The organism is Paucibacter hankyongi (assembly GCF_037482915.1).
Classification (GTDB): domain Bacteria; phylum Pseudomonadota; class Gammaproteobacteria; order Burkholderiales; family Burkholderiaceae_C; genus Paucibacter_A; species Paucibacter_A hankyongi.
In genome coordinates this window covers 147,250-172,443 of the sequence record NZ_JBBHJX010000005.1, presented here as the reverse complement: position 1 = coordinate 172,443, position 25,194 = coordinate 147,250, and the positions used below count along the sequence as shown (strand labels likewise).

General features: G+C 65.2%; 13 protein-coding genes. 7 read left to right on the top strand and 6 right to left on the bottom strand.

All coding sequences use genetic code 11. The features are described 5' to 3' along the window. Positions 1-13: 13 nt before the first annotated feature. The 3 genes from WG899_RS10355 to WG899_RS10345 all read left to right on the top strand — a co-directional run bounded on the left by WG899_RS10355 (position 14) and on the right by WG899_RS10345 (position 3,246). On the top strand, positions 14-433 hold the full coding sequence (locus WG899_RS10355) for a type 2 periplasmic-binding domain-containing protein (protein WP_339595562.1): 420 nt from the start codon (positions 14-16) through the stop codon (positions 431-433). A 60-nt stretch (positions 434-493) separates the two neighbouring features. Beyond that, positions 494-1,195 carry an N-acetylmuramate alpha-1-phosphate uridylyltransferase MurU gene (gene murU, locus WG899_RS10350; RefSeq protein WP_339595561.1) on the top strand — a complete coding sequence of 234 codons (702 nt, stop codon included), beginning with the start codon at positions 494-496 and terminating at the stop codon, positions 1,193-1,195. Between the two features lie 161 nt (positions 1,196-1,356). Continuing rightward, positions 1,357-3,246, top strand: a complete 1,890-nt coding sequence (locus WG899_RS10345; protein ID WP_339595560.1) for a sensor domain-containing diguanylate cyclase — start codon at positions 1,357-1,359, stop codon at positions 3,244-3,246. Between the two features lie 30 nt (positions 3,247-3,276). On the opposite strand, the gene WG899_RS10340 is transcribed toward WG899_RS10345, so the two are convergent. Next, on the bottom strand, positions 3,277-6,552 hold the full coding sequence (locus WG899_RS10340; RefSeq protein WP_339595559.1) for a ligand-binding sensor domain-containing protein: 3,276 nt from the start codon (positions 6,550-6,552) through the stop codon (positions 3,277-3,279). 85 nt (positions 6,553-6,637) lie between these two features. Beyond that, positions 6,638-7,618 carry a potassium channel beta subunit family protein gene (locus WG899_RS10335; RefSeq protein WP_339595558.1) on the bottom strand — a complete coding sequence of 327 codons (981 nt, stop codon included), beginning with the start codon at positions 7,616-7,618 and terminating at the stop codon, positions 6,638-6,640. A 176-nt stretch (positions 7,619-7,794) separates the two neighbouring features. Between WG899_RS10335 and WG899_RS10330 the strand changes: the two genes are divergently transcribed. After that, entirely contained in the window at positions 7,795-9,594 is a 1,800-nt protein-coding gene (locus tag WG899_RS10330) for an alkaline phosphatase D family protein (protein ID WP_339595557.1), read from the top strand. Between the two features lie 90 nt (positions 9,595-9,684). Then, entirely contained in the window at positions 9,685-10,950 is a 1,266-nt protein-coding gene (locus tag WG899_RS10325) for an FAD-dependent monooxygenase (RefSeq protein ID WP_339595556.1), read from the top strand. A 1,147-nt stretch (positions 10,951-12,097) separates the two neighbouring features. Here WG899_RS10325 and WG899_RS10320 read toward each other — a convergent pair. Continuing rightward, on the bottom strand, positions 12,098-12,877 hold the full coding sequence (locus tag WG899_RS10320; protein ID WP_339595555.1) for a PEP-CTERM sorting domain-containing protein: 780 nt from the start codon (positions 12,875-12,877) through the stop codon (positions 12,098-12,100). A gap of 537 nt (positions 12,878-13,414) precedes the next feature. Here WG899_RS10320 and WG899_RS10315 point away from each other — a divergent pair. Both WG899_RS10315 and WG899_RS10310 read left to right on the top strand, forming a co-directional pair. Further along, positions 13,415-16,858 carry an ATP-binding protein gene (locus WG899_RS10315; protein WP_339595554.1) on the top strand — a complete coding sequence of 1,148 codons (3,444 nt, stop codon included), beginning with the start codon at positions 13,415-13,417 and terminating at the stop codon, positions 16,856-16,858. A 538-nt stretch (positions 16,859-17,396) separates the two neighbouring features. Further along, the gene (locus WG899_RS10310; RefSeq protein ID WP_339595553.1) at positions 17,397-19,439 is read left to right on the top strand and encodes a hypothetical protein; all 2,043 of its coding nucleotides are present in this window, start codon (positions 17,397-17,399) and stop codon (positions 19,437-19,439) included. A gap of 87 nt (positions 19,440-19,526) precedes the next feature. Here WG899_RS10310 and WG899_RS10305 read toward each other — a convergent pair whose 3' ends face one another. The 3 genes from WG899_RS10305 to WG899_RS10295 all read right to left on the bottom strand — a co-directional run bounded on the left by WG899_RS10305 (position 19,527) and on the right by WG899_RS10295 (position 25,191). Next, positions 19,527-20,072, bottom strand: a complete 546-nt coding sequence (locus tag WG899_RS10305) for a hypothetical protein (RefSeq protein WP_339595552.1) — start codon at positions 20,070-20,072, stop codon at positions 19,527-19,529. Positions 20,073-20,186: 114 nt separating this feature from the next. Next, on the bottom strand, positions 20,187-21,008 hold the full coding sequence (locus tag WG899_RS10300) for a carbon-nitrogen hydrolase family protein (protein WP_339595551.1): 822 nt from the start codon (positions 21,006-21,008) through the stop codon (positions 20,187-20,189). 37 nt (positions 21,009-21,045) lie between these two features. Further along, positions 21,046-25,191: a YhdP family protein gene (locus tag WG899_RS10295; protein ID WP_339595550.1), complete on the bottom strand. Its 4,146-nt coding sequence runs from the start codon at positions 25,189-25,191 to the stop codon at positions 21,046-21,048. Between the last annotated feature and the right edge of the window lie 3 nt (positions 25,192-25,194).

Below are 25,194 nucleotides of genomic sequence, written 5' to 3'. Positions count from 1 at the left end.
TCGAGGTCACACCATGACAATCCATTTCACCAAACAGGCCTTGGTGCAGATTCTGCTGTGCGCCGGTCTCTCGTCGGCCTGGGCCGATGCGGTCATCATTGTTCATCCCAGCAACGCCACACCGATGGACGATGAGCAGGTGAGCAAGATTTTTCTGGGGCAAACCAAAACCTTCCCCGGTGGTGCCGAGGCACTGCCGGTCGATATCAAGGAAAGCCCGGTGCGCGAGGACTTTGGCAACAAGGTGCTGAAGAAAACCCCGGCACAGCTGAAGGCGCTGTGGGCGCGGCAGATTTTCACCGGCGGCGCCAAGCCGCCCCGCGAACTGGCCAGCGAAGACGATGTGCTGAAGTTCGTGGCAAGCACCCCGGGTGCGATCGGCTATGTCGATAGCAGCAAGGCCAATGCCAGCGTGAAGGTCCTCAAGCGCTGATAAGGCGGAGCCGGGCCCGGTCCACAGCCGCCCTGCCCGGCCCGATTAGACTCTCGCCCCATGCGAGCCATCATCCTCGCGGCCGGGCGCGGCGAGCGCATGCGGCCGCTCACCGACCAGACGCCCAAACCGCTGCTGAACGTGCGCGGCAAGCCCTTGATCGAATATCACATCGAGGCGCTGGCCGCCTCCGGCGTGCGCGACATCGTCATCAACACCGCCTGGCTGAGCGCGCAGTTCCCGGCCCAGCTGGGCGACGGCGCGCGCTTCGGGGTGCGCCTGCACTTCAGCGACGAGTCCAGCGAGCCGGCGGGTGCCTTGGAGACGGCCGGCGGCATTGCCCGCGCGCTGCCCCTGCTTTGCCCCACAGCATCGGATCAGGCCTTCTGGGTGGTGGCCGGCGATGTGTTCTTGCCCGATTTCAGCTTCCCGCCGGACGCGGCCGAGCGCTTTCTGCACCGTGAACTCGACGCCCAACTCTGGCTCACTCACAACAGCCCGCACCACCCCAAGGGCGACTTCGGCATTTCCGAGCAAGGGCTGGCCTTGAGCGGCGATGACGCCCCTGCGCAGCGCTACACCTGGGCCAGCGTGGGCCTGTTCCGGCGCCGCATGTTTGAAGCCATCACGCCCGGCAGCAAGGCCGCGCTGCGCCCCTTCCTGGAAGCCGCCATCCTGCAACGCAAGCTGGGCGCCAGCTTGCTGCCGGGCCGCTGGGTTGATGTCGGCACACCCGAACGCCTGGCCAGCCTACAAAACTGAGCATCGCACCCGCGCTGAAAGCCTTGCGCTGCGGATTTGCCCGCATAGCGCCCCCGCCCGCCTGAGCCAGAATCGGCCATTGGCTTGATGGACCGGCGATGGCGGCGACTCTTCAACATGGCGTGGCGAAAGCGGCAGCTCGAGGCTGGCTGATAGCCGCCGTGTTGGCCCTGCTTGCCACCGCCGCACTGAGCTGGTGGCAATGGACGCTGGCCCCGCAGCCCTGGATTGGGCTGCAACTGCTGGGGCTGTTGCTGGCCCTGTATGCCGTGTTCGCCTTGGCGCGCCAGCAAAAACATGCGCAGGAGCAAGCCAAGTCGGACTTAACGGCCCTGCACAAGCAAATCCTCGAAGCCATCAACGCCATGCCGGCAGGCTTCGAAATCTGGGATGCCGACGATCGCCTGCTGCTGCACAACGAGCTGATCAAGCGCCAATACGCCGTGCTCGGCACCGAGTTGCGCAGCGGCGCGGGGTTTGAGGACTTGGTCCGTCAGTCCTTGCAGCTGGGCATGATCAAGGAAGCCATCGGGCAAGAAGAAGCCTGGCTGCAAGCGCGCTTGAACGGGCGTCGCCAAGTCGGCGCCAGCGTGAGCACGCCCTTGCTGACGCAGTACGGCGACCGTTGGATTCACATCTACCAGACCCGTTGTCCGAGTGGGCAGCTGGTCTGCGTTCGCATGGATGTGACCGAATTGATTCACGCGCAGCACGACTTGGCGAGGCTGCAAGCACAGTCGCAGCAAGACCGCATGCTGCTGGAACGCGCCATTGACGCCATGCCGGCCGGCATCGAGATCTATGACGAGCAAGATCGCCTGGTCAAGGTCAATCGCCGCATGATGGCCTTGCAAGCCCACCAGGACTACGCACCGGGCCAGCCCTTCGAGGCGCTGTTGCGGCGCACGCTGGCGGCCGGCGCCTTACCGGCCGAGGCGGTCGGGCGCGAGGATGAATGGGTGGCTCAGCGCCTGGCCAGCCGCGGCAAGCAACAGGGCCCGATGTTGAATCAGCTTCCCAATGGCCTGTGGGTGCAGACCCATGAGACACGCACGCCTGAGGGGTATTTGCTGGCGGTGCGTCAGGACGTCAGCGCCTTGGTGGCCAAGGAGCAAGAGCTGAAGGCCAGCCAGACCGAACTGGAGGCGATCATCCGCACCGCAGCGGTGGCCATTGTCACCATCGACGCGCGCGGTCAGGTGCTCAGCAGCAACCCCGCCTCCGAGCGGCTGTTTGGTTATGCGCAGGCCGAATTGCTGGGCCAGAACATCAGCCTGCTGATGGACGAACCCGAGCGCAGCCACCACGACCACTACCTGCGCCGCTATGCCGAACAAGGCGGCCAGCTGACCGGCCGACCGAAAGAGTTCCACGCCCTGCACAAAAACGGCCACGCGCTGACGGTGGAAGTGGCGGTCTCCGAAGTATGCGGTGCCGACGGACCGTTCTTCGTCGGCGTCATTTCAGACCTGACCGACCGCAAGCAGTTTGAACTCGAGTTGCAGCATGCCAACGAGCGCCTGCTGCGCCTGTCCACCACCGATGCCTTGACCGAGCTGGCCAACCGGCGCCTGCTGATGCAAAGGCTGGAGGAGGAGTGGCGCCGCGGCCTGCGACTCGGCACGCCACTGAGTCTGCTGCTGATCGATGTGGATTACTTCAAGCTGTTCAACGACCACTACGGCCACCAAGCCGGTGACCAGGCCTTGATCCAGGTAGCGCAGGCGTTGCGCAACAGCGCCTGCCGCCCCACCGATCTGGTGGCGCGTTATGGCGGTGAGGAGTTCGTGCTGCTGCTGGCGCAAACCGATGCCGAGGGCGCGCTGGCCGTGGCCGAACGCTGCCGCGACGAGTTGCGCCAAGCCGCCGTCGAGCATGTCTTGTCAAGCCATGGCCAACGCCTGACGCTCAGCATCGGCATGGTCAGCGCCGTGCCGGTGCGCGGCGGGTCCGCCTCGCAATGGCTGGCGCAGGCCGATTTGGCGCTCTACCAAGCCAAGGCGAAGGGACGCGACGGCATCGTGAGCACGCCACTGTTTGGAGCGGACTGAAGCGTTTCCGACGCCCGACAGAGCACCGACTCAGTCCGCCGCAGCGCTCGGCACCCAGGACCCGGCCACCTGCAAGCCGCCGCTCTCGGCCCACTGCGACCAAGGCTGGTGCGCCGCCCGCTGCAGACTGGCGACATCGCTGCCGCTGCAAGCGATCGCGCCCAACCAACCATTGCGGCCGCCGCGTTTGACCTGGTAGAGCGCGGCGTCAGCCAGATCGATCACCGTCGACCAGTCGAGCGCCGCCGGCGCATCCGGCGCCAGCGGATAGCAGGCAAAACCGACCGAGCAGGTCTTGCTCAACAAGCGCCCATCATCGAGCTGGAACGGTTGCTCCGACACCACCGCACAGGCCCGTGCGGCCAAGTCGGCGGCTTGGGCGCGCGTGCTATCCCGCGCCACGATCAAAAACTCCTCGCCGCCCCAGCGCAGCAGGTAATCACTCTCGCGAAATACTTGCTGCAATCGCCCGCGCATTTGCTGCAGCACCGCATCACCCGCGGCATGACCGAACTGGTCATTGATCTGTTTGAAGTGATCAATGTCGAGCAAGAAGAACAGCAGGTCAGCGCCGTCCACGGCCTTTGCATCCTGCTGCCCCGCCATGGCCCGCGCGCCCCCGGCCTGATAGCGGAGCAGGCTGAGGGACACATCAGCCTCGATATGCTGGGTCAAGAAGCGCCGGTTTCGCAGGCCCGTCAAGGGGTCCGACAGGCTGGCCTCCTCCAAGGCCGCTGTGCGCTCACGCACCTTGCGCTCCAGCCACCCTTGGCGCGCGCGCAGCTGGCGGGTACGCAGTTGAACCAGGCCGAAGATCAAGGCCCCCGACACGATCAGCAGCGCGATGCTAAACCACCACTGCTGCCACCAAGCGGGCAAGACCTTGACGGCGATGGCCAGCTCCTGCTCGCTGGCCACGCCGCTGCGGTTCTGAGCCCGCACCCGCAGCAGGTAATCACCGGGGCTCAAATTGCTGTAGCTGGCAACACGCAGATCGGCGCCCGTCTCGATCCAGTCGGGATCGAAGCCCTGCAGGCGATAGGCATAGCGGCTGCTGCCCGCCATGCTGAAGTCCAGCACCGCAAACTCGACGCTAAAGCTGCGCTGCTCCGGCCGCAACAGCAAGCCGTTCTGCATGGGGCCGGCTTGCTGTCGTTCACCATTGACGCGCAGCTCGGCCACCGCCAGCGGCGGCGCGTGGGCCGGCCGGTCGAAGCGCTCCGGCTCCACCACGGCCACCCCCTTGGCACCTCCGAACAGCATGCGGCCGTCCTGCGTCTTGGTGAAGGAGAAAAACCAGGGTGTGCCGATATCGATGCCGTCGGTGGCGGTCAAATAGTCCAAGCGCCCGCTGACCGGGTCATAGACATGCATCTGAGTCCAGATGCGGCCGCGTCGGTCTTCCAGCAGATTGGCGCCATAAGGGCGGTTGACGATGCCATGCCGCTCGCTGATGCGCTCAAAGCTGGCCCGTTCGCCATCCCAGGTCTTCATCCGATGCAGGCCGGCCACGGCGGTATCGACCCAGAGCGTCTGCCGGCTGTCGAACAAAAGACCCAGCACGACCGGATTGCCCAGTTCGGCGCCAGCCTGGGCCTGCAACGCTTCCAAGTGCTGCGCACCCGGCGGGATGCGGAACAAGCCTTTCATGCTGCCGACCCAGAGGCTGTGGTCGAGTGCCTCGGCCATCACATGGATTTCGCCACTGAGCGCCTGCCCGTCGCCTTGTATGACTCGCTCGGTCCGCTCGGCGCCCGGCGCGAGCCGATACAGGCCATCGGCCGCACCAATCCACAAACTGCCCTCGCTGCCGACCAGCAGCCGACGGGTCTGGCCGCCGCCATGCGGCAGGGTGCGCAATTGCCGGCCAGCCCGGTCGTATTGATACAGCAGAGATTCAGCACCCAGCCAGATCGTGCCGGCCTCGGCGCCTTGTCCCTTCGATTCAGCCAGGTCCTTCGAGCCCACCTGCACCATCGCCGTGATGCGAGTCGCCTGCAGAAGCGCCACCGCCGACCGGTCTTTGGGCGCGCCCTGCGGCTGCGGCCTCAGCGCGCCAATGACCCGCAAGGCCGGGTCCAAGCGGGCGACGTCCCCTCCATGGGTGGCGGCCCAGATTTCACCGTTATCCAGTTGCAGAAGGCTGCGCACGTCGGCGCTGCGCAAGGGGCTGGCAGGCGCCTGGTCGGCCTCGCGCACCCAGATGCTCTGATTGGCCGGGTTGTGGCGCTGCAGGCCGAGGCCAAAGCCGCCAACCCAAACCCAGCCAGCCCGGTCCACCAGCAACTGCACCACCTCGTCGCCGGCCAAGCCCGCCGACCGGCCCGGCCGATGGCGCAGCGGCCGCAGCAGCTCCGTGCTGCGCACCTGATGCACATCGATGCCGGCTGCATGGCCAACCCAGATCTGCCCACCCGCCACCTCGACAATGCTGTTGACCGCGCCGCGCCCGCTGGCCCCGCGCTGCAGCGCCGCATCGGCCAGCAGCGTGCCGCGCAAGCTGTCCGGGTCCAATACGGCCAGCTTGCCCTGCTGGGTGCCGACCCAGATGCGACCGTCCGAGGCCTCGAAAATCGCCTGCACCGTCTGCCCAGCCAGCTCGCTCAGCACCGGCTCGAATCGATCCGAGCCCTTGATGCGCCGGCTCAGGCCCGACCAGGTACCGACCCAGAGCGTGCCCTGACTGTCGGCCAGCAAGGCCTGCACCCGGTCATCATCGAGGCTGCCGGCTTGCTTGGCGTGACGATGATGCTGAAATTCGCCGTTAGTCGGATTGAAGCGATCCAGCCCCGCACCCAAGGTGCCCACCCAGATGGCGCCATCGCGGTCCTCCGCCAAGGCGCGCACGGTCGCCAGCGGCGCCGGTGGCGGGCCGGCGCGGTCCGGCGAACGCCGCTCGGGATTCAGGTGACTGACCTGCTCGGTCAAGGGGTCATAGACCAACAAGCCATCGGTCTCGCTGCCGATCCAGAGGCGGCCATCGCGGCCGGGCAGAATGGCGCGCAGCCAGCCCAGATTGCGAGCCGCGGGCCGTGCGCTGGCGCGCTCTTGCGGCCTGAAATGGTAGGCATCGTGGCGCACCAAGCCGTCACCGGTGCCGATCCAGATAAAGCCGGCCCGGTCCTGCGCCAGCGAGGCCACCACATCGCGCGGAATGATGCCCGCCCCGACCGACTCAAAGCGCGGTTCGGCCAGGCCGCGGAGCGAATCTTGTGAAATGGGTGGATCGGCCGGCTTGGCCCAGGCCTGGCCAAGCGACCAGACCCACACCATCAAACAAGCCAGCAAGCGCGCGAAATTGGACATCGCATCACTATGACATGCGGACATGTCAGGGCCGGCCGAGGCGTGCGCAAAACGCCTCAGCGCAAACCCTTGGCGGGCGCCTCACTCAGCCAGCATGCGCCAGCGTGATCGCGTCAATGCGGGCCAGCAGTTCCGGCGTTAGCTTGGGCGTCAAGGCCCGCGCGCCCAGGTTGTCCTGCAGCTGAGCCAGCTTGCTGGCACCCAGGATCACGGTGGACACATGCGGATTGCGGTTGGCCCAGGCGATCGCCAATTGCGCCACATTGCCACCCAGCTCGGCGGCAATGCCGCTCAACTCGGCCACGGCCTCGTTCTTGGCCTTGTCGGTCAGACCCTCGCGCATCCAGCTCATATTCTCCAGCGCACCGCGGCTGCCGGCCGGCACGCCATCCTTGTACTTGCCGGTGAGCAGGCCCGAAGCCAGCGGGCTCCAGGTGGTCAGGCCCAGGCCGATGTCCTCATACAAGCGCGCGTACTCCTGCTCCACCTTGTTGCGATGGAACAGGTTGTACTGCGGCTGCTCCATCACCGGCTTGTGCAGATGGTGACGTTCCGCAATCTCCCAGGCGGCGCGGATATCGCTGGCCGACCATTCGCTGGTGCCCCAGTAGAGGGCCTTGCCCTGGGTGATCATGTCGCTCATGGCGCGCACCGTTTCCTCAATCGGTGTGTGCGGATCGGGGCGGTGGCAATAGGCCAGGTCGACAAAGTCCAGCTGCAGGCGCTTCAGCGAACCGTCGATGGCCTGCATCAGGTACTTGCGGTTCAGCGTGTCTTTGCGGTTGACGGTATTGCCTTCGCGCTCCAAGCCCCAGAAGAACTTGGTCGAGACGATGTAGTTCAGACGCGGCCACTTCAAGGCCTTGAAGGCCTCGCCCATCACCACCTCGCTCTGGCCCAGGGCATAGACCTCAGCGTTGTCAAAGAAGTTGATGCCGGCGTCATAGGCGGCGGCCAGCATCTCGGTGGCGGCGCGGGTGTCCACCTGCTTGTGATAAGTCACCCAGGAACCCAGGGACAACTCGGAAACTTGCAGGCCACTGCGGCCCAATCGACGGTATTGCATAGCATCCACTCCCGCTGCCGCAGCAGCGCAACAAATTCTAGAAAAGGGGTGAGAGGGTCGCAGCGTACCCGAGTCGCTCGGTTCCTGCAGCGCAGCCCCGAATCACCCATCAGAGCGAGCCACAGCACTGCTCGGCTCATGGAGAATGCCGCCGAACCCCAGTAGCCGGCAGCCCCATGAACGAATTGCCCCCCGCCCCTTGCGAGCCGAGAGAGCCCGCCCCCGCCCCGACGGGCCGGCGTGACTTCGTGCGCCAATCGCTGGCCATGGTCGCCGGCGCCGGGGCAGCGCTGGGCACGCTCGGCCTGAGTGCTTGCGGCGACAGCTCGGCGCCACCACCCGCTCCGCCACCGCCGGCCCCGCCCCCCTCGCCCCCCACACCCACTACGCTCAGCTTCAGCCACGGCGTCGCCAGCGGTGACCCCTTGCAGGACCGCCTAATCCTCTGGACCCGCGTGCTGGACTTGAAGGACGCCAACGCCAGCCTGACGGTGCGCTGGGAAGTCGCGCGCGATGTCGATTTCAAGACCCTGGTGAACAGCGGCGAGGCCCAGGCACGCGTGGAGGAGGACCACACGGTCAAGGTGGACGCCGGTGGCTTGCAGCCCGGGCAGCCGTACTTCTACCGCTTCAGCTGCAAGGGCGTGAGCTCGCCCGTGGGCCGCGCCAAGACGCTGCCCATCAGCGCCAGCCAGGTGAAGCTGGCGGTGTTTTCTTGCGCCAACTATCCATCCGGCTTTTTCAATGTCTATGCCGAGGCCGCCAAGCGCGAGGACCTGGACGTCGCCGTCCACCTAGGCGATTACATCTACGAATACGGCCGCGGCGACTACGGCAGTACCAACGCCGCGACACTCGGGCGCGAAGTGGAGCCGGCCAGCGAAGCCCTCAACTTGAACGACTACCGGCGCCGCTACGCACAGTACCGTTCAGACCCGGACCTGCAGCGCCTGCACGCCGCTCTGCCGATGATTGCGGTCTGGGACGACCATGAGGTCTGCGATGACGCCTGGTCCGGCGGCGCACTCAATCACCAAACGGCCACCGAAGGCGATTACGCCGCACGCAAGGCGGCCGCCATACAGGCTTATCACGAGTGGATGCCGATCCGCACCGGGACCCACCGGGAGCTGATCTACCGCAGCTTCGCCTTTGGCGATCTGCTCGCTCTGCACATGCTGGACACCCGGCTGGCGGGCCGCGACCGGCAGCTTGACTACGCGCGCTACGGCGGCGCCAGCAACTTCGATAGCACCCGCTTCGACGCCGATCTGGCCGACCCGAGCCGCCAATTGCTGGGCACGAGCCAGCAGCAGTGGTTGCAGCAGCAAATGGCCAGCTCCACGGCGACCTGGCAGGTGCTGGGTCAGCAGGTGCTGATGGCGCGCATGAAGGTGCCGGCAGCCATGCTGTTCGAATTCAACACCCCGGGTAGCGGCCTCAGCATGCAGGCCTATCTCGATCTGCGCCTGAAGGCCAAGTTTTCGCCAGCCTCGCTGACTGAGCAGGACCGGGCCTGGTTAGCGCTACCCGCTTTGCCCTACAACCTCGACGCCTGGGACGGCTATGACGCCGCCCGCGAAGCGCTGCTCGCCAGCGCCCGCGACCTGAACAAGAACCTGGTCGTGCTGGCCGGCGACAGCCACAACGCTTGGGCCAGCAATCTGGCCGATCGCGCCGGCACGCCGGTCGGCGTGGAGTTCGCCACCGCCTCGGTCAGCTCGCCCGGTATCGAGGCCTATGTCGGCAAGGATGCGGCCCCGCTGCTGGCGCCCGCGCTGACCGAATGGGTCGGCCCATTGACCTGGGCAGACACCTCACGCCGAGGCTTTCTGGTGATCACTGCCACGGCCCAAGACTGTCGCGCCGAGTGGGTCTTTGTCAGCGACATTGCCAGCCGAAGCTACAGCGCCAGCGTCGACCAGACGATGAGGGTGCGGCCTGGTGCCGGCCACCGCGCGCTGCTGCAGGCCTGATGGCGCTCGCTCAGGCTCGGCCACCTCAGGGTGACCGCTATAGTGAAGCGTCCTTCATCGCCGTATAGCCTCAAGCCGGCCGCTCACGCCATGCGCTCTCTTCTTCATCCGCCAAACGCCGCCTCCGCCCCGACCGCCGAACAGTTGCGGCTGGCCGTGGTGGGCGCCGGCCCGGCCGGGCTGACCCTGGCCCTGTTGGCCGCACAGTTGCTGCCCCAAGCGCATATCACCCTGTTCGACGCCCGCCCTCTAGAACGCGATGTCTCAGGCGACCCGCGGACGCTGGCCCTGGCGCTGGGCAGTGTGCAATTGCTGCAGCGCCTGCAGGCCTGGGACGGCAGTGCCTCACAAACGATTCAAAGCGTGTCGGTCAGTCAGGCGCCGCCGAGCTTGCAGCACCCGCTGTTCTCGGTCTTCAACCCCGGTGTCGATGAGCCCGAGGTCTGCCTGAGCGCCGCCGAGCAGGGCGTGGCGCAACTCGGCGCAGTGATCAGCTATGGCCAGTTGGTCGCGCCCCTGCAAGCCGCCTGGTTGGCACGCGCCGCGCAGGAACCGGCCCGCCTGTGCAGCCGCTTCGGCTCGCCGGTGCAAGGGCTGAAGGCATTGGGCGGCAGCGACGGCGGGGTTGAGGTCGACGCCGGCATTGCCGAGCGCTTCGACTTGGCCGTGGTGGCCGAAGGCGGCGTGTTTGCCGAGCAAGCCCGCAAGGCGCTGCAGCATGACTACCAACAAAACGCCTGGGTCGGCACCGTCACCCTGGCCGACGACAGCCCGCTCGGCGCAGCCTATGAGCGTTTCACCCGCCACGGCCCCGTGGCCCTGCTGCCGTTGAAACCGACGCAAGGCCAGCGGCGCGCCTCGCTGGTCTGGTGCGTGCCGCAAGCCGAGGATGAGGTGGCTGGGCTGAATGAGGCGCAGCGGCTGGCGGTGCTGAACCAATTGCTACCGGCCAGCGTCGGCCGCCTGCAAGCCATCGGCCCGCTGAAGTGCTTTGCCTTGGGCCTGAATGCCGAACGCACCCTGGTCGAACAGGGCTGCATCGTGCGCATCGGCAATGCCGCGCAAACCTTGCATCCGGTGGCGGGCCAGGGCCTCAATCTGGGCCTGCGCGATGCCTATGCCTTGGTCGACGCCTTGCGTGGCGGCCACGGTCTCGCTGAAGCGCTGCGCCGGGTCGAATGGCAGCGCGCACCGGACCGCTGGAGCATGATTGCCACCACCGATTTTCTGGCGCGCAGCTTCGCCTGGCGCTGGCCGGGCCTGCCGATTGCGCGCGGCCTGGCACTCGCCGCGCTGCAGGCCGCCACGCCGTTGAAGAAGGCTTTGGCACGGCAGATGATGTTCGGGCGCCGCTAAGCTACCGCTAAGGCCGTAGGTCGGCGAAGTAATTGCGACTCGCGCCTCTCCTTTGCGACTGACGGGCGTTAGTTCATGCGACTGACCTACCGTGTGTTGCGAAGGCTACGTAGTGGCGAGGAGTTCGGGGGGCTTTCAATGCTGGGTGACTGCCCCATAGCATTTGCGGATCGGGTGGCTTGGCAAGCTGGCCGCTTTCGGCGATTCCGGTCCTACGGGACGCTGAAACTGAACTGCGGCAAAGTGCCCATAGCGGGCATCCGAAGTGCCGACATCTGAGCTAACGATACAGCGGCCGCGGTCATTCGCGGCCGAGAGCCAGACTCACGGTGCCAGCCACTCAGCAGTCACTGCCCCGCTGCAGAGTTTGCGGCGCCGATGTCGGGCCTCGAATGTGCGGCGGTCATTCAGGTGAGCAGCTCACGAAATTCTCGGTCAGCCGGCGCCGAATGGCTGCTGCTTAATCCGTCGAATAGGCGCTATCGAGCCTATCGGAGCCGCTCGCTGCTTCGTCGTCCGAGGCAGCAGAGGTTTGTATAGGGTCGTCTGAGACCTACCCGCGCGACAGAGCATGGCTGCGCCAACACCGGGCTGAGAGCAGGTGTTGGACAAGCCTTCGGGGAGGAAACTGCGGGGACCGTGGTGCTGCGAGTCATCGCTGCCCAGCTATGCGATTTGACAGGCCACCTTTGCCGTCCCTGCCTTTTGGGGGACTTAGTTGATGCCCATCGACGAAGACCCAATGCGCTGTCTTGACGGGTGAGTTGCGATGGTGAGCGCTGTCCTTGCCGGGCTGCCGGTGTCACTTGGCATTAAAGCAGGGCCCGCCGGCCGACAGTCCACAGCCTCGCTGCATCTGCATCCGTTGCCGGTGAGCAGTGATCAAGGTGGGCCTCGCCGTGGGATGGGCGCTCATGTCGCCCCCCCAATTTCGGTGAAGGCCACGGATTGGCTGCCCGCGCAGGAAGGTCTGCACAGCTACGCTCCCCGCTTCCTTCCCACACTCGGTCGCCCTCATGCGCTTGCGCTTCGTTCGTCGTAACCAACTTACGGGACGACTTGCAACTTCAATAGTGCACCCATGCTGGGCGCACCATGAAAAATTCCCGCCTCGGCGGGACTTGCAAGCTCAGTCTTGCACCTGCGCTCAGGCCTTGCGGCGGCGTGCAGCGCCAATGCCGAGCAGGGCCACGCCCACGAGGGCGAAGGAGCCGGGCTCGGGCACGTGGTTGCCGGCTTGGCCGTCGTAGGCCAGGGCGTTGGCGAACAGCTGGCGGTAGTCGCCGGTGACGACGCCATAGGCTTCGGCATTGGGGAACAGCGAGACGTCGATCACATTGCGAGCGCCGTTGATGCCCACGAAGGCGCGGCCGTCATCCCAGGAGGCCACCAGGTCGGCATCGACGTCCAGGGTGTTGTTCCAGTCACCGCGGTACCTGCTGGCACAAATCGAGCTCACGCCGGCCATGATGGCGCTGCTGCTGTCGTAGCTGCCGAGGCAGGCCGAATTGTAGGCATCACCGCGGCCCGAAACGAAGGGTGCGTAGCCGCTGCTGGCAATGCGGCCGGCGTTGGGCACTTCCTGGCCCACGAAGGTTGCGCGCACCACTCGGCCGCCGGCGTCGACATAGTCGGCCAGCATATTGCCCAGCATGCTGGCATCGGAAGGGTAGAGGTTGCTCCAGAACAGGATCGAGTCGTACTGTTTCAGCAACGCCAGGCTGGGCGTGCCGGACTGCGCGGCATAGGTGCCGGAGTTAGCTTGGTCGAAGCGGGCGTCGCTGCCGATGATGGCGCTTTGTACCGCGGCGAGGCCCGTGTCGGCGCCCAGGAACAACGTCTTCACCGGGCCGGCGTGAGCGGCGAGGGAAATCAGCATCGAGGCAGCTAGGCCCGCGGTGCGCGCCCAAGTGGTGGTCTTCGTCATTTGCGTGTCCTCTATGGATTGAAACCGAGCGGCATGAGCCGGTGAAGCCATCTTATGACGCGTGCCCCGCATGTACCGCATGCGCAGGCCCCGCAACTGCGGGGTGAGGGCCCGCGAATGTCGTGACGTCTTTTGCGTGGGCGACTGGCTTCGAAGGTGAAGCGGCCAGTCGAGAAACTAGTCTTTCAGCGGCAGGAGTTCATGAATGCTGTCGTTCGGAAGCCAGACCGCGAATGACTCGGATCAGCCTTCCTGCGTCGGGCGATCTCGCGCGATGGGCGGCAGCAAAGGGCACTGAGTTGCCAAGTAGTCCGTGCCGTCGAAGTGTCCCGGCCGGCGCCTGGCCGAGAGTTGGAACAAACGCCGTATAGCTGACGTTCGGTTCGCCGACCGTTTTGCTCTGCGGCGGCTTACTTGCAACGGGCGGCCTTACGCTCCCGGCCAGTTCCGGTCACTCACAGCCGTTCCCGAAACCTGCCTTTGCAGGAACATAGGGCATCTCGAGCATAAGGGCCGAAGCCCGGCATCGGAGTTGTTATGCTGCGCTCCATGTCGCAGGAACAGCAACAACTTGAAGCCGCGGTCGCGGCTCTGGAAGCGCAGCGCCCCGTGCTGGGTAACTCCGTCGTCGAAACTCTGCTAGCGCCGGCGCGCGCTCGGCTGGCAGCTTTGGCGGCTCCGCCCGAGCCCCCATCTGAGATGGAGCAGCAGCTCAAGCAGGTGAGCATCCTGTTCCTGGACGTGGTGGGTTCCACCACGTTGAGCCAGCGCCTGGATCCGGAAGCCATCAGCGCAGTGATGGACGATGCCTTGTCGCGCGGCACGGCGATCGTTGAGGGGTTCCACGGCAAAGTGCTTCAGTACGCGGGAGACAACATCTTGGCCGCGTTCGGTGTTGACGAGACCCGCGAGGACGACGCCGAACGCGCTGTGCACTGCGGTCTGGCGCTGCTCGAATTGGGCCGCATCCTCGGTGCGGAAGTCTTGGCCCGTCACAGTCACGCAGGATTCAACGTGCGCGTGGGTATCCACACCGGCGGCGTGCTGCTGGGTGGCGGGGTAGACGCCGAAGGCACGATCCGCGGCATCGCGGTGAACATTGCCGCGCGCATGGAGCAGACCGCCCCGGCCGGCGCCTTGCGCATCAGTCACGACACCTACGCCCAGGTGCGCGGCCTGTTCGAGGTGGATGCGCAAGAGCCGCTGGCGGTGAAGGGTGTCGATGCACCCGTGCAGAGCTACCTCGTGCGCCGCGCCAAGCCGCGCCAGTTCCGCATCGGCACACGCGGCATCGAAGGGGTGGCCACGAAGATGATCGGCCGCGACGCCGAACTCGAAGCGCTGCAGGCCGCCTACCACCGCCTCTTCGAGCAGCGCACGCTGGCCGCCGTCACCGTGGTGGCCGAAGCCGGCATCGGCAAGAGCCGGCTGCTGTACGAATTCGAAGCCTGGAGCGAGGCCCGCCCCGAGAGCGTCTTCCTCTTCCGCGGCCGCGCCACGCCGGCCACCGGCACGCAGACCTTCGGCCTCTTGCGCGACATCATCGCCTGGCGCTTCCAGATCCACGACGACGACAGCATCGAGGCCGCAAGGAAGAAGATGGAAGACGGCATCGTGCCGCTCTTCCTGCACGACGACGGGCCTGATCTGGCCGAAGGCCACGCCCACCTGCTGGGCCACCTGATCGGCATCGAGTGGAAGGCCAGCCGCCACATCCGCGGCATCCTGGAAGACCCCAAGCAGATCCGCGACCGTGCGCATCACGCAGCGGCGCAGATGTTCCGGCGTTTGGCCGCCCAAGGTGGCGCGCCTGTTGTTCTGCAGCTCGAAGACTTGCATTGGGCCGACGAGGAGAGCCTGGACTTCCTGCACTACCTGGCCGACGTCAACCGCGACATCCCACTTCTGCAACTGGCCTTTGCCCGACCGACACTGTTCGAGAGACGCCCAGATTGGATCGGCAGCAATGACCGGCACGAACGCATCAACCTGACCGTGCTGGACCCGTTGGCCCGCCATGAGCTCGGCAAAGAACTGCTGCAAAAGTTGCCCGAAGTGCCTCCCATGTTGACCGAGCTGATCGTCGGCCGCGCTGAGGGCAACCCCTTCTTTATGGAGGAGCTCGTGCGCATGCTGATTGACCAGGGCGCGATCGACGCCTCGGGCGATACCTGGCGCCTGCAAGCGGACCGCTTGCAGGCAAGTAAAGTGCCGGTCACCTTAACTGGCGTGCTGCAGGCTAGGCTGGACAGTCTGCCAGCCCCAGAGCGGTTGACCTTGCAAGGGGCCAGTGTGATCGGGTCCGTGTTCTGGGACCGTGCGCTACTGGCACTGGATGCCCAGACCGAGGTCACACTGCCGCGGCTGGCGCAGCGGGAACTGGCCGTGCCACGCCCTGATGCCGAGTCTGACGGTTTGCGCGAGTACTCGTTCAAGCATGCCCTCCTGCACCAGGTGACCTATGAGACGGTGCTCAAGCGCCAACGCAAGCTGCTGCACGGCAAGCTGGCCCATTGGCTGGCCGCGCAGAGCCAGAGCAACAGCGCCCGGGCCGGTGACTTTTTGGGGCTGACGGCCCGCCACTTTGAGGCAGCGGGTGAGGATGCGAACGCGGTGGAGTTCCATGCGCAGGCAGCCGCGTACGCACATCAACGCTTGGCGCACGCCACCGCTCTGGCTCATGTGCAAGCGGCCTTGACCCTGCTGAATCAGGCTGGGGATGAATCCAGCCAGGCAGGCTTGCGCTGGCGGCTGATGTGCACACGAGAGAAAACCCTGGACCTCCAGGGTGAGCGTGAGTGCCAGGCGCAGGATCTCGATGCGATGGACCGCGTGGCCGCGGCCCTCGGTGATGATGAGCGGCGGTCCTATGTCGCCTTCAGAAGGTGCATCTGGGCAAACAACCTGGACAAACATGCCGAGGGTGAACAGTTTGCACGGCAGTCCGTGGCCTTGGCCGAATCAGCGTTAACCAATGCTGCTGGCGGCCCCAACGCAGGCGCGGATCTGATCAGCCTGCGCGAGCATCTGCTGATCAGTCTGCGGTGGCTGGCTCAGTTCATGCTGCTACAAGGACGGCTGGAAGAGGCTGAGGCCGTGCTCCAAAAGGCTTTGAGCGAAGCCAAAGCGCGTACGCTGCTCAAACCCCAGGCCGAGTGCCTCAGCGGTCTCGCTTGGGTTGCCTACATGCGCGCCGACACAGTTCTTGCGCTGAACCTGTTGAGCGCTTCCATTGACTTGGCCCGCCAGCTTGGCGATCGCCAGAGTGAATGCATAGTGCTGACCAATCTTGGTGCTGCTCGCGCTGGGTTGGGCAACCTGGCAGGCGGTCAGCACGACGCTGAAGAAGCCCTGCGACTCTCCAGCCAGCGTGGGCATCGAAGCTCGGAATGCGCCAACCTTTGCAACCTGTCCTGGATTGCACTTTTGCGGGGCGATGGAGCCCGCGCGCTGGACTTGGCAGACCGCGCACTTGACATTGCCTTGGCCATTCACGCGCGACTGTTTGAGGCCGTCAGCTTAATCAATAGCGGCCACGCCCAGGCTGCGCTGGGGCAGCCAGAACTTGCGGCGCAGGCGTATGTGCGCGCACGCACGGTGGCGGAGGAGATCGAGTCCAGCTGCCGATTCGAAGCCAGCGCCGGACTGGCAAAACTTGCATTGATGCGAGGGGATGTCGGTGCTGCCTTTAACGAGGTCAGTACCCTGCTGACGCCACCGGGGGACACATCGGAGATGGCTGCGGCTGCAGTCGGATGCTTCGACGATTCCGAAAACGCTGTCCTGATCGAGCTTATCGTCTGCCAGGTATTTTTCGCTGCAGATGACTCACGCGCAACATCCTGGCTGCGCCGCGCCTACGAGGGTCTGATGGCCAAGGCCGACACCATCACCGATGCTGATATGCGTCAGATGTTTCTCAACGACATTCCGCACCACCGTGAGCTTGTGGCGCTTTGGGAGGCGCGGCATAAAGGGTAAGGGCTATGGATCGACCTGCTATTGACCTTAGCCGGGGCAGCATGCCGCAACTTAGACTTAGATCAGCCAACAAAGGACATTGCGAACAGAGCGTCGGCTTAGCAGCGTTTGTTCCAACTCTCGGCCAGGCGCCGGCCGGGACACTTCGACGGCACGGACTACTTGGCAACTCAGTGCCCCTTGCTGCCGCTGAGGCCCGAAGGTAGGCCAGCTCCTTTGGCTGAGACCGGTCATTAAAGCCGAATCGATTGCACAACTGTCGCAGCAACATTGGCGCTCTTGTAGGCCAGCTGCTGAAACAGTGTCGCGGAGTACGCAGACGCGATGGCGCCGCCACCTCCAAGTCCTTGATCCACCTTGCGCGCCAGAGCAACTACTCTGGCGGCTTACGAAGGCAGCGCTGAACGCCCATCGGCTCAGACCGCCGGGCTCGTCAAAACTAGTGATTCCCTGCCGACGAGGATAGGAACAGAATCGCCCATCCGGCCGCTGCGGCATGGGGCCACAGCGCGAGTCTGTTCTTTACCAAGGAGTCATCATGGTGAGAGTCGTCAGCTATATCGGTCATGCCTCGCACGCCCGTTTCTTGCCCGCTGGTCTGAGTCTGTTGGCCGCAGCCGCCCTGGTGGCCTGCGGCGGCGGCAGCAGCAGCGACCCCACCCCGGTCACCCCGACACCCATCAAAACCACCGACGTCACCGTCGGTGTGGTCGACGGCCCGATACAAAACGCCTTGGTCTGCTTGGATGCCAACGACAACGGCCTGTGCGAGAGCACCGAGTTGCAGGGCAAGACCGATGCCGACGGCAAGGTCACGCTGAAGGTGCCAGACAGCGATGTAGGCAAACATGGCTTGGTGGCTGTGATCGGCACCGATGCGGTGGACAAGGACAACGGCCCCGTCACCACCGCCTTTGTGATGAAAACGCCGGCCGATTCCAGCGCCGTGATCTCACCGCTGACCACGCTGGTGCAAACCCATATCGAATCGACCGGCGCCAGCACCAAGGACGCCGAAAAGGCGGTGCAGCAGCAACTCAACCTGAACGTGCCGCTGCTGGAGGACTTCAGCAAAAAGACCGACGCCGACAACAAGCTGGCCGCCGACGTGGCGCGTTTGGTGGTGGTGGCCAAGCAAAACCAGGTCAACAGCACCAACGATGCCAAGGCCAGCGACGGCAGCGCATTGGGCAAGAACGAAATCGACGTCGAGATCAACAAGCGCCTGCTGGCCCTGTTGCCCGAATTGATCGCGGCAGCCAACGACCCGACGGTGCTGAATGCCGCCAACAAGGATGACAAGGCCAAGGCCATTCTGGACAAGGCCAAGGAAATTTCCGATCAATCCGGGCTGAGCAAAGAAAACGTCGGCAGCGTGGTGGCCATTGGCAAGACCGCGGGCGCGCCCGAGGAAGCGGCCTCGGCGCCCAGCGCCGGCCTGTCGGTACGCTGGTTCACCTTTGGCGACCCCGGCAATTACTTCTACCGCAGCTACCACTCGACCGCCGCGCAAAACACCACCGACGCCAATGGCAAACGCCATTTCACCGATTTCCGCGAAGAGAAAGTCAGCGAGGCCGGCGTGCTGAAGAGCTTCCGGCAATTCGGCATCAGCTACGACGGCCGTGGCGACGGCAGCTGGAAGCGCAACCAAACCTACTGGACCGGCACTGAATGGTTCGACTGCCCGGCCGAATTCGTCAACGACGCCACGCCATGGGACAAGGACGGCAAGAGCGAGTCACTGACCTGCAAGGCCTTCAAGTCCAAGAACAAACGGGTTGGCAGCGATATCGCCGGCAAGACCATGCTGGAGGTGGTCAAGCAAATTCGCGCCTATCCGTTGTTTGACAGCCAAGGCAAGTTCGCCGACTGGGGCCCCAATCCGGACACCTATGCCAGCCAATTGGCGGCCAAGTTCCCGGCCAATGCCAAGCTGCACTTCTATAGCGGGCAAGATATCTTCAACCCGATCGGCTACAACAATACCGAAGCGGATGCGCTGCGCGCCTATGTGGCCGAGCTGGCCAACGGTGTGCAGGCCAAGTGCAATAGCTGGACCGGCTCGACCGACGCTTCGCTCAAAGCCGTGGCCACCACCCTGGATGCCACGATCGCCGCCAACCCCGGCAAACCCTGCGTCTACACACCCAACAAGGTGACGCATGGCGACAAATTAGAAAACTGGGGCGCCAGCACCCTCAGCATCGGCGACCTCAAGGACACCGGCTACAGCGCCCCCACCGCCTACTACAAGAGCGGCGTGCGCCGGCTGCGGCTGGGCTTTGGCGAGCCGGGCAAGCTCAACTTCTTCAGCTGCCTGGCGCGCAGCACTGACAACGCGTCCATGAACTGCGAAAAGATCGGCAGCGGCGAGTACAAGATCGAAACCGTCGGCGATGCGCGGGTCTTGAGCATCAGTGGCCTGCCCAGCCGGGCCGCGGCCATCACCTACGAGCGCATGTTCATCGAACGCGGCGGCAAGGTCTACTTCGGCTTCCAGGACAAGCTCAAGCAGACCAACCAGATCCGACCCAACAAGGAGGCCTTTGAGGCGCTGTTGAAGGCCTTGATGCCTTGACGCCCTGATTCCTCAGCCCTCTGCACGATGTACCAAGGCCCGCCTCGCGCGGGCCTTGCTGTTGATGCGCCCTCAAGCAGGCATGCCTCAGCCCAAAGCCAGTGCGATCACATCACGCAGCATCAGATTGACATTGCTGCGCACCGCGCCCTCATTGGCCAGCCGCAGGCGTTCGTTCTGGTCCAGCACGGCCGAGCTGAACTCGGCCACATGCTGACTGCGCAGGCGCCGTTGATAGAGCACCGTGCCGCTGCGCTTCTCGATCACGGTGTAGGCGATGGTCACCACCACCTTCATGGACAGGCCGATCATCGGCTGCTCCAACTCAACCAGCTTCGCCTCCAACTGATAGTCGCCAGCGCCCGGCCGCATGGCCAGCATGCCGGTGGCGCGCAACGAGCTGTCGAGCGCCTCCTGCAGCGCTGCATTGCTGATCTTGGAGCCCCACAACATACCGGTCGGCTGCCCACCGGTGACCGGCGAGAGCACGATCTGCCCCTTCAAGCGATCGGGCACCCAGGAGCGCATTTGCAGGCTTTCGGTCGCACTGAGGGCCAGATTGGGCGGTTCGGTGGGCGTGCCGCAGCCGGAAAGCCCAGCCAGCGCCAGCAGGGCAGCGGGCACAAAGCCCACGCCACAGCTCGAGCCCCGGCCCCGGCTCACTCGCCAGCCCCTTGCTTGACTCTGGGCCCCCGTTCTATCCATCTGCGCTACTCCTGCATGCGCGGCCACTGCCGCGTCCGACGCTCAAAGTCTGCGGTGCTGCAGGGCCGGCAACTGCCGCCTGACCGCCTGCAAACGCGCGATATCCAGCTCGGCCATCACCAGGCCCTCGCCCTCGGGCAAACAAGCCAGCACCTCACCCCAGGGATCCACAATCATGGAGTGCCCCCAGGTACGCCTGCCATTTTGATGCCGACCGCCCTGGGCCGGTGCGATGACATAGGCCTGATTTTCGACCGCTCGTGCGCGCAGCAGCAATTCCCAGTGCTTTTCGCCGGTGGTGTAGGTGAAGGCGGCGGGCACGCAAAACAGATCGCAGGCAGCCTGTCCGGGCTGAAAGCTCATGGCCCGGTACAGCTCGGGGAAGCGCAAGTCATAGCAAATGCTCAAGCCCAGCTTGAAGCGCTCGACCTGCAGCGTGACCGGCTCGCTGCCGGCCTCCAGCACGCGACCTTCGTCATACTGCTCACGGCCATTGTCAAAGCGGAACAAATGCATCTTGTCGTAGCGCGCCGCCAACTGGCCATCGGGCGCGTAGACGCAGCAAGCATTGCGCACATGCGCAGCATCGGCCCCACGTAAGGGCAGCGTGCCCCCCACCACCCACAGGCCCAAGTCGGCCGCGGTCTGAGCCAACGCGGCCTGGATCGGCGCTTGAGCCCGGTCTTCAAAAGGCTCGGCCACCGCCAGCTTGTCGGTGTCCGCCGAGCCCATCAGGCAGAAGTATTCGGGCAGCGCCACCAGCTGCGCGCCCTGTTCCGCGGCCTGCGCCATCCAGTGGCGTGCACGCGCGAGGTTATGCGCCACATCGGGGCCGGAGACCATCTGGATTGCTGCGACTTTCATGGGGGGCTCTCCTTGTCTAACGCTGACTTGCGTGCATTCAGGGCGCGCTGGCGGCCTTGCCCGGCTCATCCAAGCGGTGCTCCACCTGCTCGACCTTGGGCTCAACCCAAGTGCCGGTGATGTGAAACTCGCGCGTGCTGGCGGCCGCGAGCGGCCGGCTCAAAATCCACTGTGCCAAAAAAGTCCCCAGGCCGATGGCCGGGTTGATCGCCGCATAGGCCAGCGAGGCTCCGCCGGTGTTGATTTCGGGCACCACCAAGACGCGCAGGTTCTGCGTCTCTGCGGCCAGATCGGCGCTGCCATCGAGCAACACGGCCGCCTGCACGCCGCGAGTGCGCAGATTGCTGCTACTGGCCACGCCGCGCGTGATCTTCACATCGCCGCTGATGCCATCGAAGGTGAAGCCCTCGGAGAACACATCGCGGAAGTCAAACAAAAACCGACGCGGCAAGGATTGCAGACTCAACACACCCAGCAAGCGGCCAACACCCGGCTCGACGTTGAGGAACTGACCCGACTCCAGTGCCACGCTCAATTGCCCGTTCATGCTGGCAAAGTCAGGCGACAGCGGTTCGCCATTCCAGCCCAGCTGCCCGCTCAGCTGACCACGGCCGCCACGCAAGACCCGGCCCTGGCCAAAACGCTCCAAGGTATCGCCGGCGTCGACCAAGTCCAGCTTCCAGTCCAACACGGTGCGGCGCTGGGCCCGGCCCGGCTCATTCAGCCATTGGCCGGTCGCGTTCAGCACCGCATCGGGCGCCTTCAGCTGCAGCTTGCTGAGGCGCCAGTCGCGCGCCACGCCGCTGGCCTGCGCCTCCACCTCCAAACGCCCCAGGCGTTTGCCACGCAACTCAAAATCATCGACGACGATGTCCAGATCGGGCACATTACCCGGCTGGCTTTCGAGCACCCGCCCGACCGAGTCGGCCTCCTGTTTGGGCAAGGACAGTCGGCTCAACCTGGCGTAGATGCGGCTGCTCTGGCCGGGCTTGGCCGAGCGAGTTTCAAAGAAACCGCTCATCTGCTCGGCATCGATGGTGCAACGCCAGGCATTCGCCACATGGCTGATGCCAGCCACCACGCGGGTCAACGGACGCCCCATCACCTGCAGCGCGTTGGCGCGCAGCGCAATCTGGTTCGGCAGGTAGCCGCCTTCGCCGGCCTGCGTGCCCGGGTCTTGCGAGGCCTCACCGTTGGCCGGGCCCAGCAGGCGCTGCATGGCGGACTGCCAGGCATCCAGATTGAAATGATCCAGATTCGCCTGCAGCTGCACGCCACTGTCCGGAAGGCCGGGCAGATTGTCTTGAATGCTCAAGGCGCCCTTCAAAACGCGCGCAGGTTCTTGCGAAATATCGCGCAGATAGTGGGCCTGCAAGGTATTGCCCAGCTCCACGCGTAGCTCGTCGCGGCCGCCCTGCAGTGCCGTCTGCACCCGCAGCGGCAGGGGCGTGGCCGCATCCTTTTTCAGCGGCGCCGGCAGATCCAAACCCAGGCCGACGAGATTGCTGGTTAGCGCAAATTCGGGCTGCCCTTGCCGCAGCCCCAACTGCAAACGATAAGCGGCCTGGCCTGTAGCCGCCTGCGCCAGTTTCGCCGCCAGCCCCAGCTCCGGCATGCGCCGCAAGGCCTCGGCGCCGGCCACTCCTTGGGCGACAAATTGCAGGCTGCCGTCCGCTTGGTTGCCGCCGTCAATGCTGGCCTCGCCGCCCAATGCACGGACCTGCAGGCCCTGCAGCTTGACGCCGTGACGATCAAACTCAACCGAGCCGCGGGCATTCGCCATCAGCGGTAAATCGGGCCGCAACCTCAGGTCGCCGCCCAATAATTGCACCGAGCCCTTGACGACCGACCCACTCAACTCGTTCAAGGGCAGGCTCAAGCTGAGCTTCAAATTGGCCGCGCCGCTGGCCGTGGCGGCCGCCAACATCCGGCCGCTGGCCTCGTTGACAGGACTTTGCCGTACGAACTTCAACAACTCGGTGGCCGGCCCCGTGCCGTTGCCTTCGATCTCCAATTGGTGCTTGACCAAAAGGTCCTTGATGCCCCCCTTGATGCCGCTGAGTTCGTAGCCCAGCATGCGGGCGCGGGCATTGCGGAACTGCATGCCGCCGCGCTCGAACACCAGCTCGCCATTGATGCGCTCCAGCATCGGCCAGTTCAGGGCCTGCCCCTCGAGTACCGGCACATAGGCCAGGTCGACGTCATGCGCCTGGGTGACGATGCGGAACTGCCCTTCGCGTTGGCCCTGGAAGGGGAAGCGGGCCAAGTCACCGCGCAGCTTGACCGTCACCGCCCGCGCCTCGCCGGCGCGCAAGGCGTCGCGCAGATAGTCCAAGGTGTGGTGACCGACCGCCAAGGGCAGGTAATGCTGAACCTTGACGGCATCGATGCGATCGAACTTGCCGCTCAAGTCCAGCCAGCCCGGGAAGCGGGCCTCTGCCGGCGCCGCGCCACTGCGCCAGACCGCATCAAACTCGCCCCGCAGCTCTTCATTCGCCAATCGCAGCTCGCTGACGCGCAGCTCAATCTGCGCCGGCTGCTGCGGTTTGGTGTCGATGCGCCAGTTCAGCTTGCCGCTCAGGCGTTGCAGCGGCGGCAGCGGCCGACGGAACAGCCCCGGCAACGACACCACGCCGTCCTGCATGCTGATGCTGGCCTGGCCGCCGCGTTCGTTCGCATCCACATGCAGGTCCAAGCCACGCAGACCGGGCCGCGCAGGCGGCGCGGGCGCAGGCTCAAGGCTCGCGTCGAGCCCTGTAGCCACAAGGCTGGCCGACCCTTGCTCGGGCTGCACCTGTGGCGCCGGCGTCTCGCCCAATTGCAAGCCTTGTAGATCGCCCTTGACCTTGTAGCTGCGCGGCTCGTCCAGCGGGCCCTCCCAGCGCGCATTCAACTGGCTCAGCACACCGTGCGGCGCCATCTGGGCCAACCAAGCACGCGACTGCCCCCCCAGCGGCAGACGCTGGGCCAGCTGCGCCATCAAGGCCAGATCGAGCCGCTCGGCCACCAACTCACCACCCAGCGGAGTCAAGTGCTTGAATCGCTCGGCGGCGCTGGCCGCCCCTGCCCCGCTTGCCAACTGAGCCTTCGACGGCTCGGGCAGATTGAGTCCGATCTGCCAGTCGGATTTGGGCCAGACCACCCCATCACCGCTGACAAAGCCAAGCTGGCGAGCGCGCAGGCTCAGCTGCTTGGCCTCATGCAACATCTGCAAGCGGCCTTCGATTTGTTCCAGCGCCAGTTGCTCGGCCGTCGGCGCCAGCCGCATCTTGACGCTGCGCAGGCCCATGTCCACGGTGACCGCCTTGAGTCCGCCGCCCTTGATGTCGATCCAGGCCCGCAAGGCACCATCGCCCTCGCTCAGCTCGAAGGGCAGATCGATATGGCGGCGCAGTTCGCGCACGTCGGTGCGCGGTAGGTCGGCGTAGAGCTGGCCGCTCCAGGTCTGCAGTTCGCTGGGCCGGCTCAGCAAAGTCTGGGTGAAGCGGCCGCGCAAGCCGAAACGCTGACCCCATTCGGGCGGCGGCGAAGCGTCCAGCCGCAGCTCATGGCGGCGCAAGCCATTGCGCAGCACCAGATTCAAATCAGACAGATCCAGCGGCACGCTGCCGCGACGCTCATCGATCCAGCGCACCCGACCGTTCAGGATCACAAACTCATGCTGATTCAACAGCCAGTCGACCCACTCCTCGGCCAGACCGGCGGTCTCGGCATGCGGGCTGTCATCGACACTGAAGCCGGCCACATAGAACTTGCCGCGCGCATCGCGGCGAATTTCCATCTGCGGCGCATCGATCAGCAATTGCTCGAAGCGCAAATGCATGGACAGCAGCGAGCGCGCCGACAGCGCCGCAGCAACCCGCGGCAGTCGCAAGGCCTCACGCCCCTGCGGGTCAAGCAGACGCACATCACGCATTTCCAGCGCTGGAATCCATCCCCCGGAGGTGACGGTAATTTTCCCGATGCGCAATTCAATGCCCAGCGTTTGCGAAGCCCTTCGCTCCAGCGAACCACGCCATTCATCGATGTGCGGCAGAATCGCCCAGTGCAAAACCAGCCAGGCCAGCAAAACCAGGCTCCAGGCCAGCAACAGCAGCGCGAGCGCCCAGCGGGCCACGCGCCGGCCGATGCGGGCGGGACGTCGGAGCCGAATCAGGCCTGCAGCAGTGACAGAGGCAAGCACGGA

Coding starts and splice junctions, on each gene's coding strand:
- WG899_RS10325 (WP_339595556.1), top strand. CDS start 9,685: ATGCGCTCTCTTCTTCATCCGCCAAACGCCGCCTCCGCCCCGACCGCC.
- WG899_RS10310 (WP_339595553.1), top strand. CDS start 17,397: ATGGTGAGAGTCGTCAGCTATATCGGTCATGCCTCGCACGCCCGTTTC.
- WG899_RS10300 (WP_339595551.1), bottom strand. CDS start 21,008: ATGAAAGTCGCAGCAATCCAGATGGTCTCCGGCCCCGATGTGGCGCAT.
- WG899_RS10340 (WP_339595559.1), bottom strand. CDS start 6,552: ATGTCCAATTTCGCGCGCTTGCTGGCTTGTTTGATGGTGTGGGTCTGG.
- WG899_RS10335 (WP_339595558.1), bottom strand. CDS start 7,618: ATGCAATACCGTCGATTGGGCCGCAGTGGCCTGCAAGTTTCCGAGTTG.
- WG899_RS10320 (WP_339595555.1), bottom strand. CDS start 12,877: ATGACGAAGACCACCACTTGGGCGCGCACCGCGGGCCTAGCTGCCTCG.
- murU (WP_339595561.1), top strand. CDS start 494: ATGCGAGCCATCATCCTCGCGGCCGGGCGCGGCGAGCGCATGCGGCCG.
- WG899_RS10355 (WP_339595562.1), top strand. CDS start 14: ATGACAATCCATTTCACCAAACAGGCCTTGGTGCAGATTCTGCTGTGC.
- WG899_RS10330 (WP_339595557.1), top strand. CDS start 7,795: ATGAACGAATTGCCCCCCGCCCCTTGCGAGCCGAGAGAGCCCGCCCCC.
- WG899_RS10315 (WP_339595554.1), top strand. CDS start 13,415: ATGCTGCGCTCCATGTCGCAGGAACAGCAACAACTTGAAGCCGCGGTC.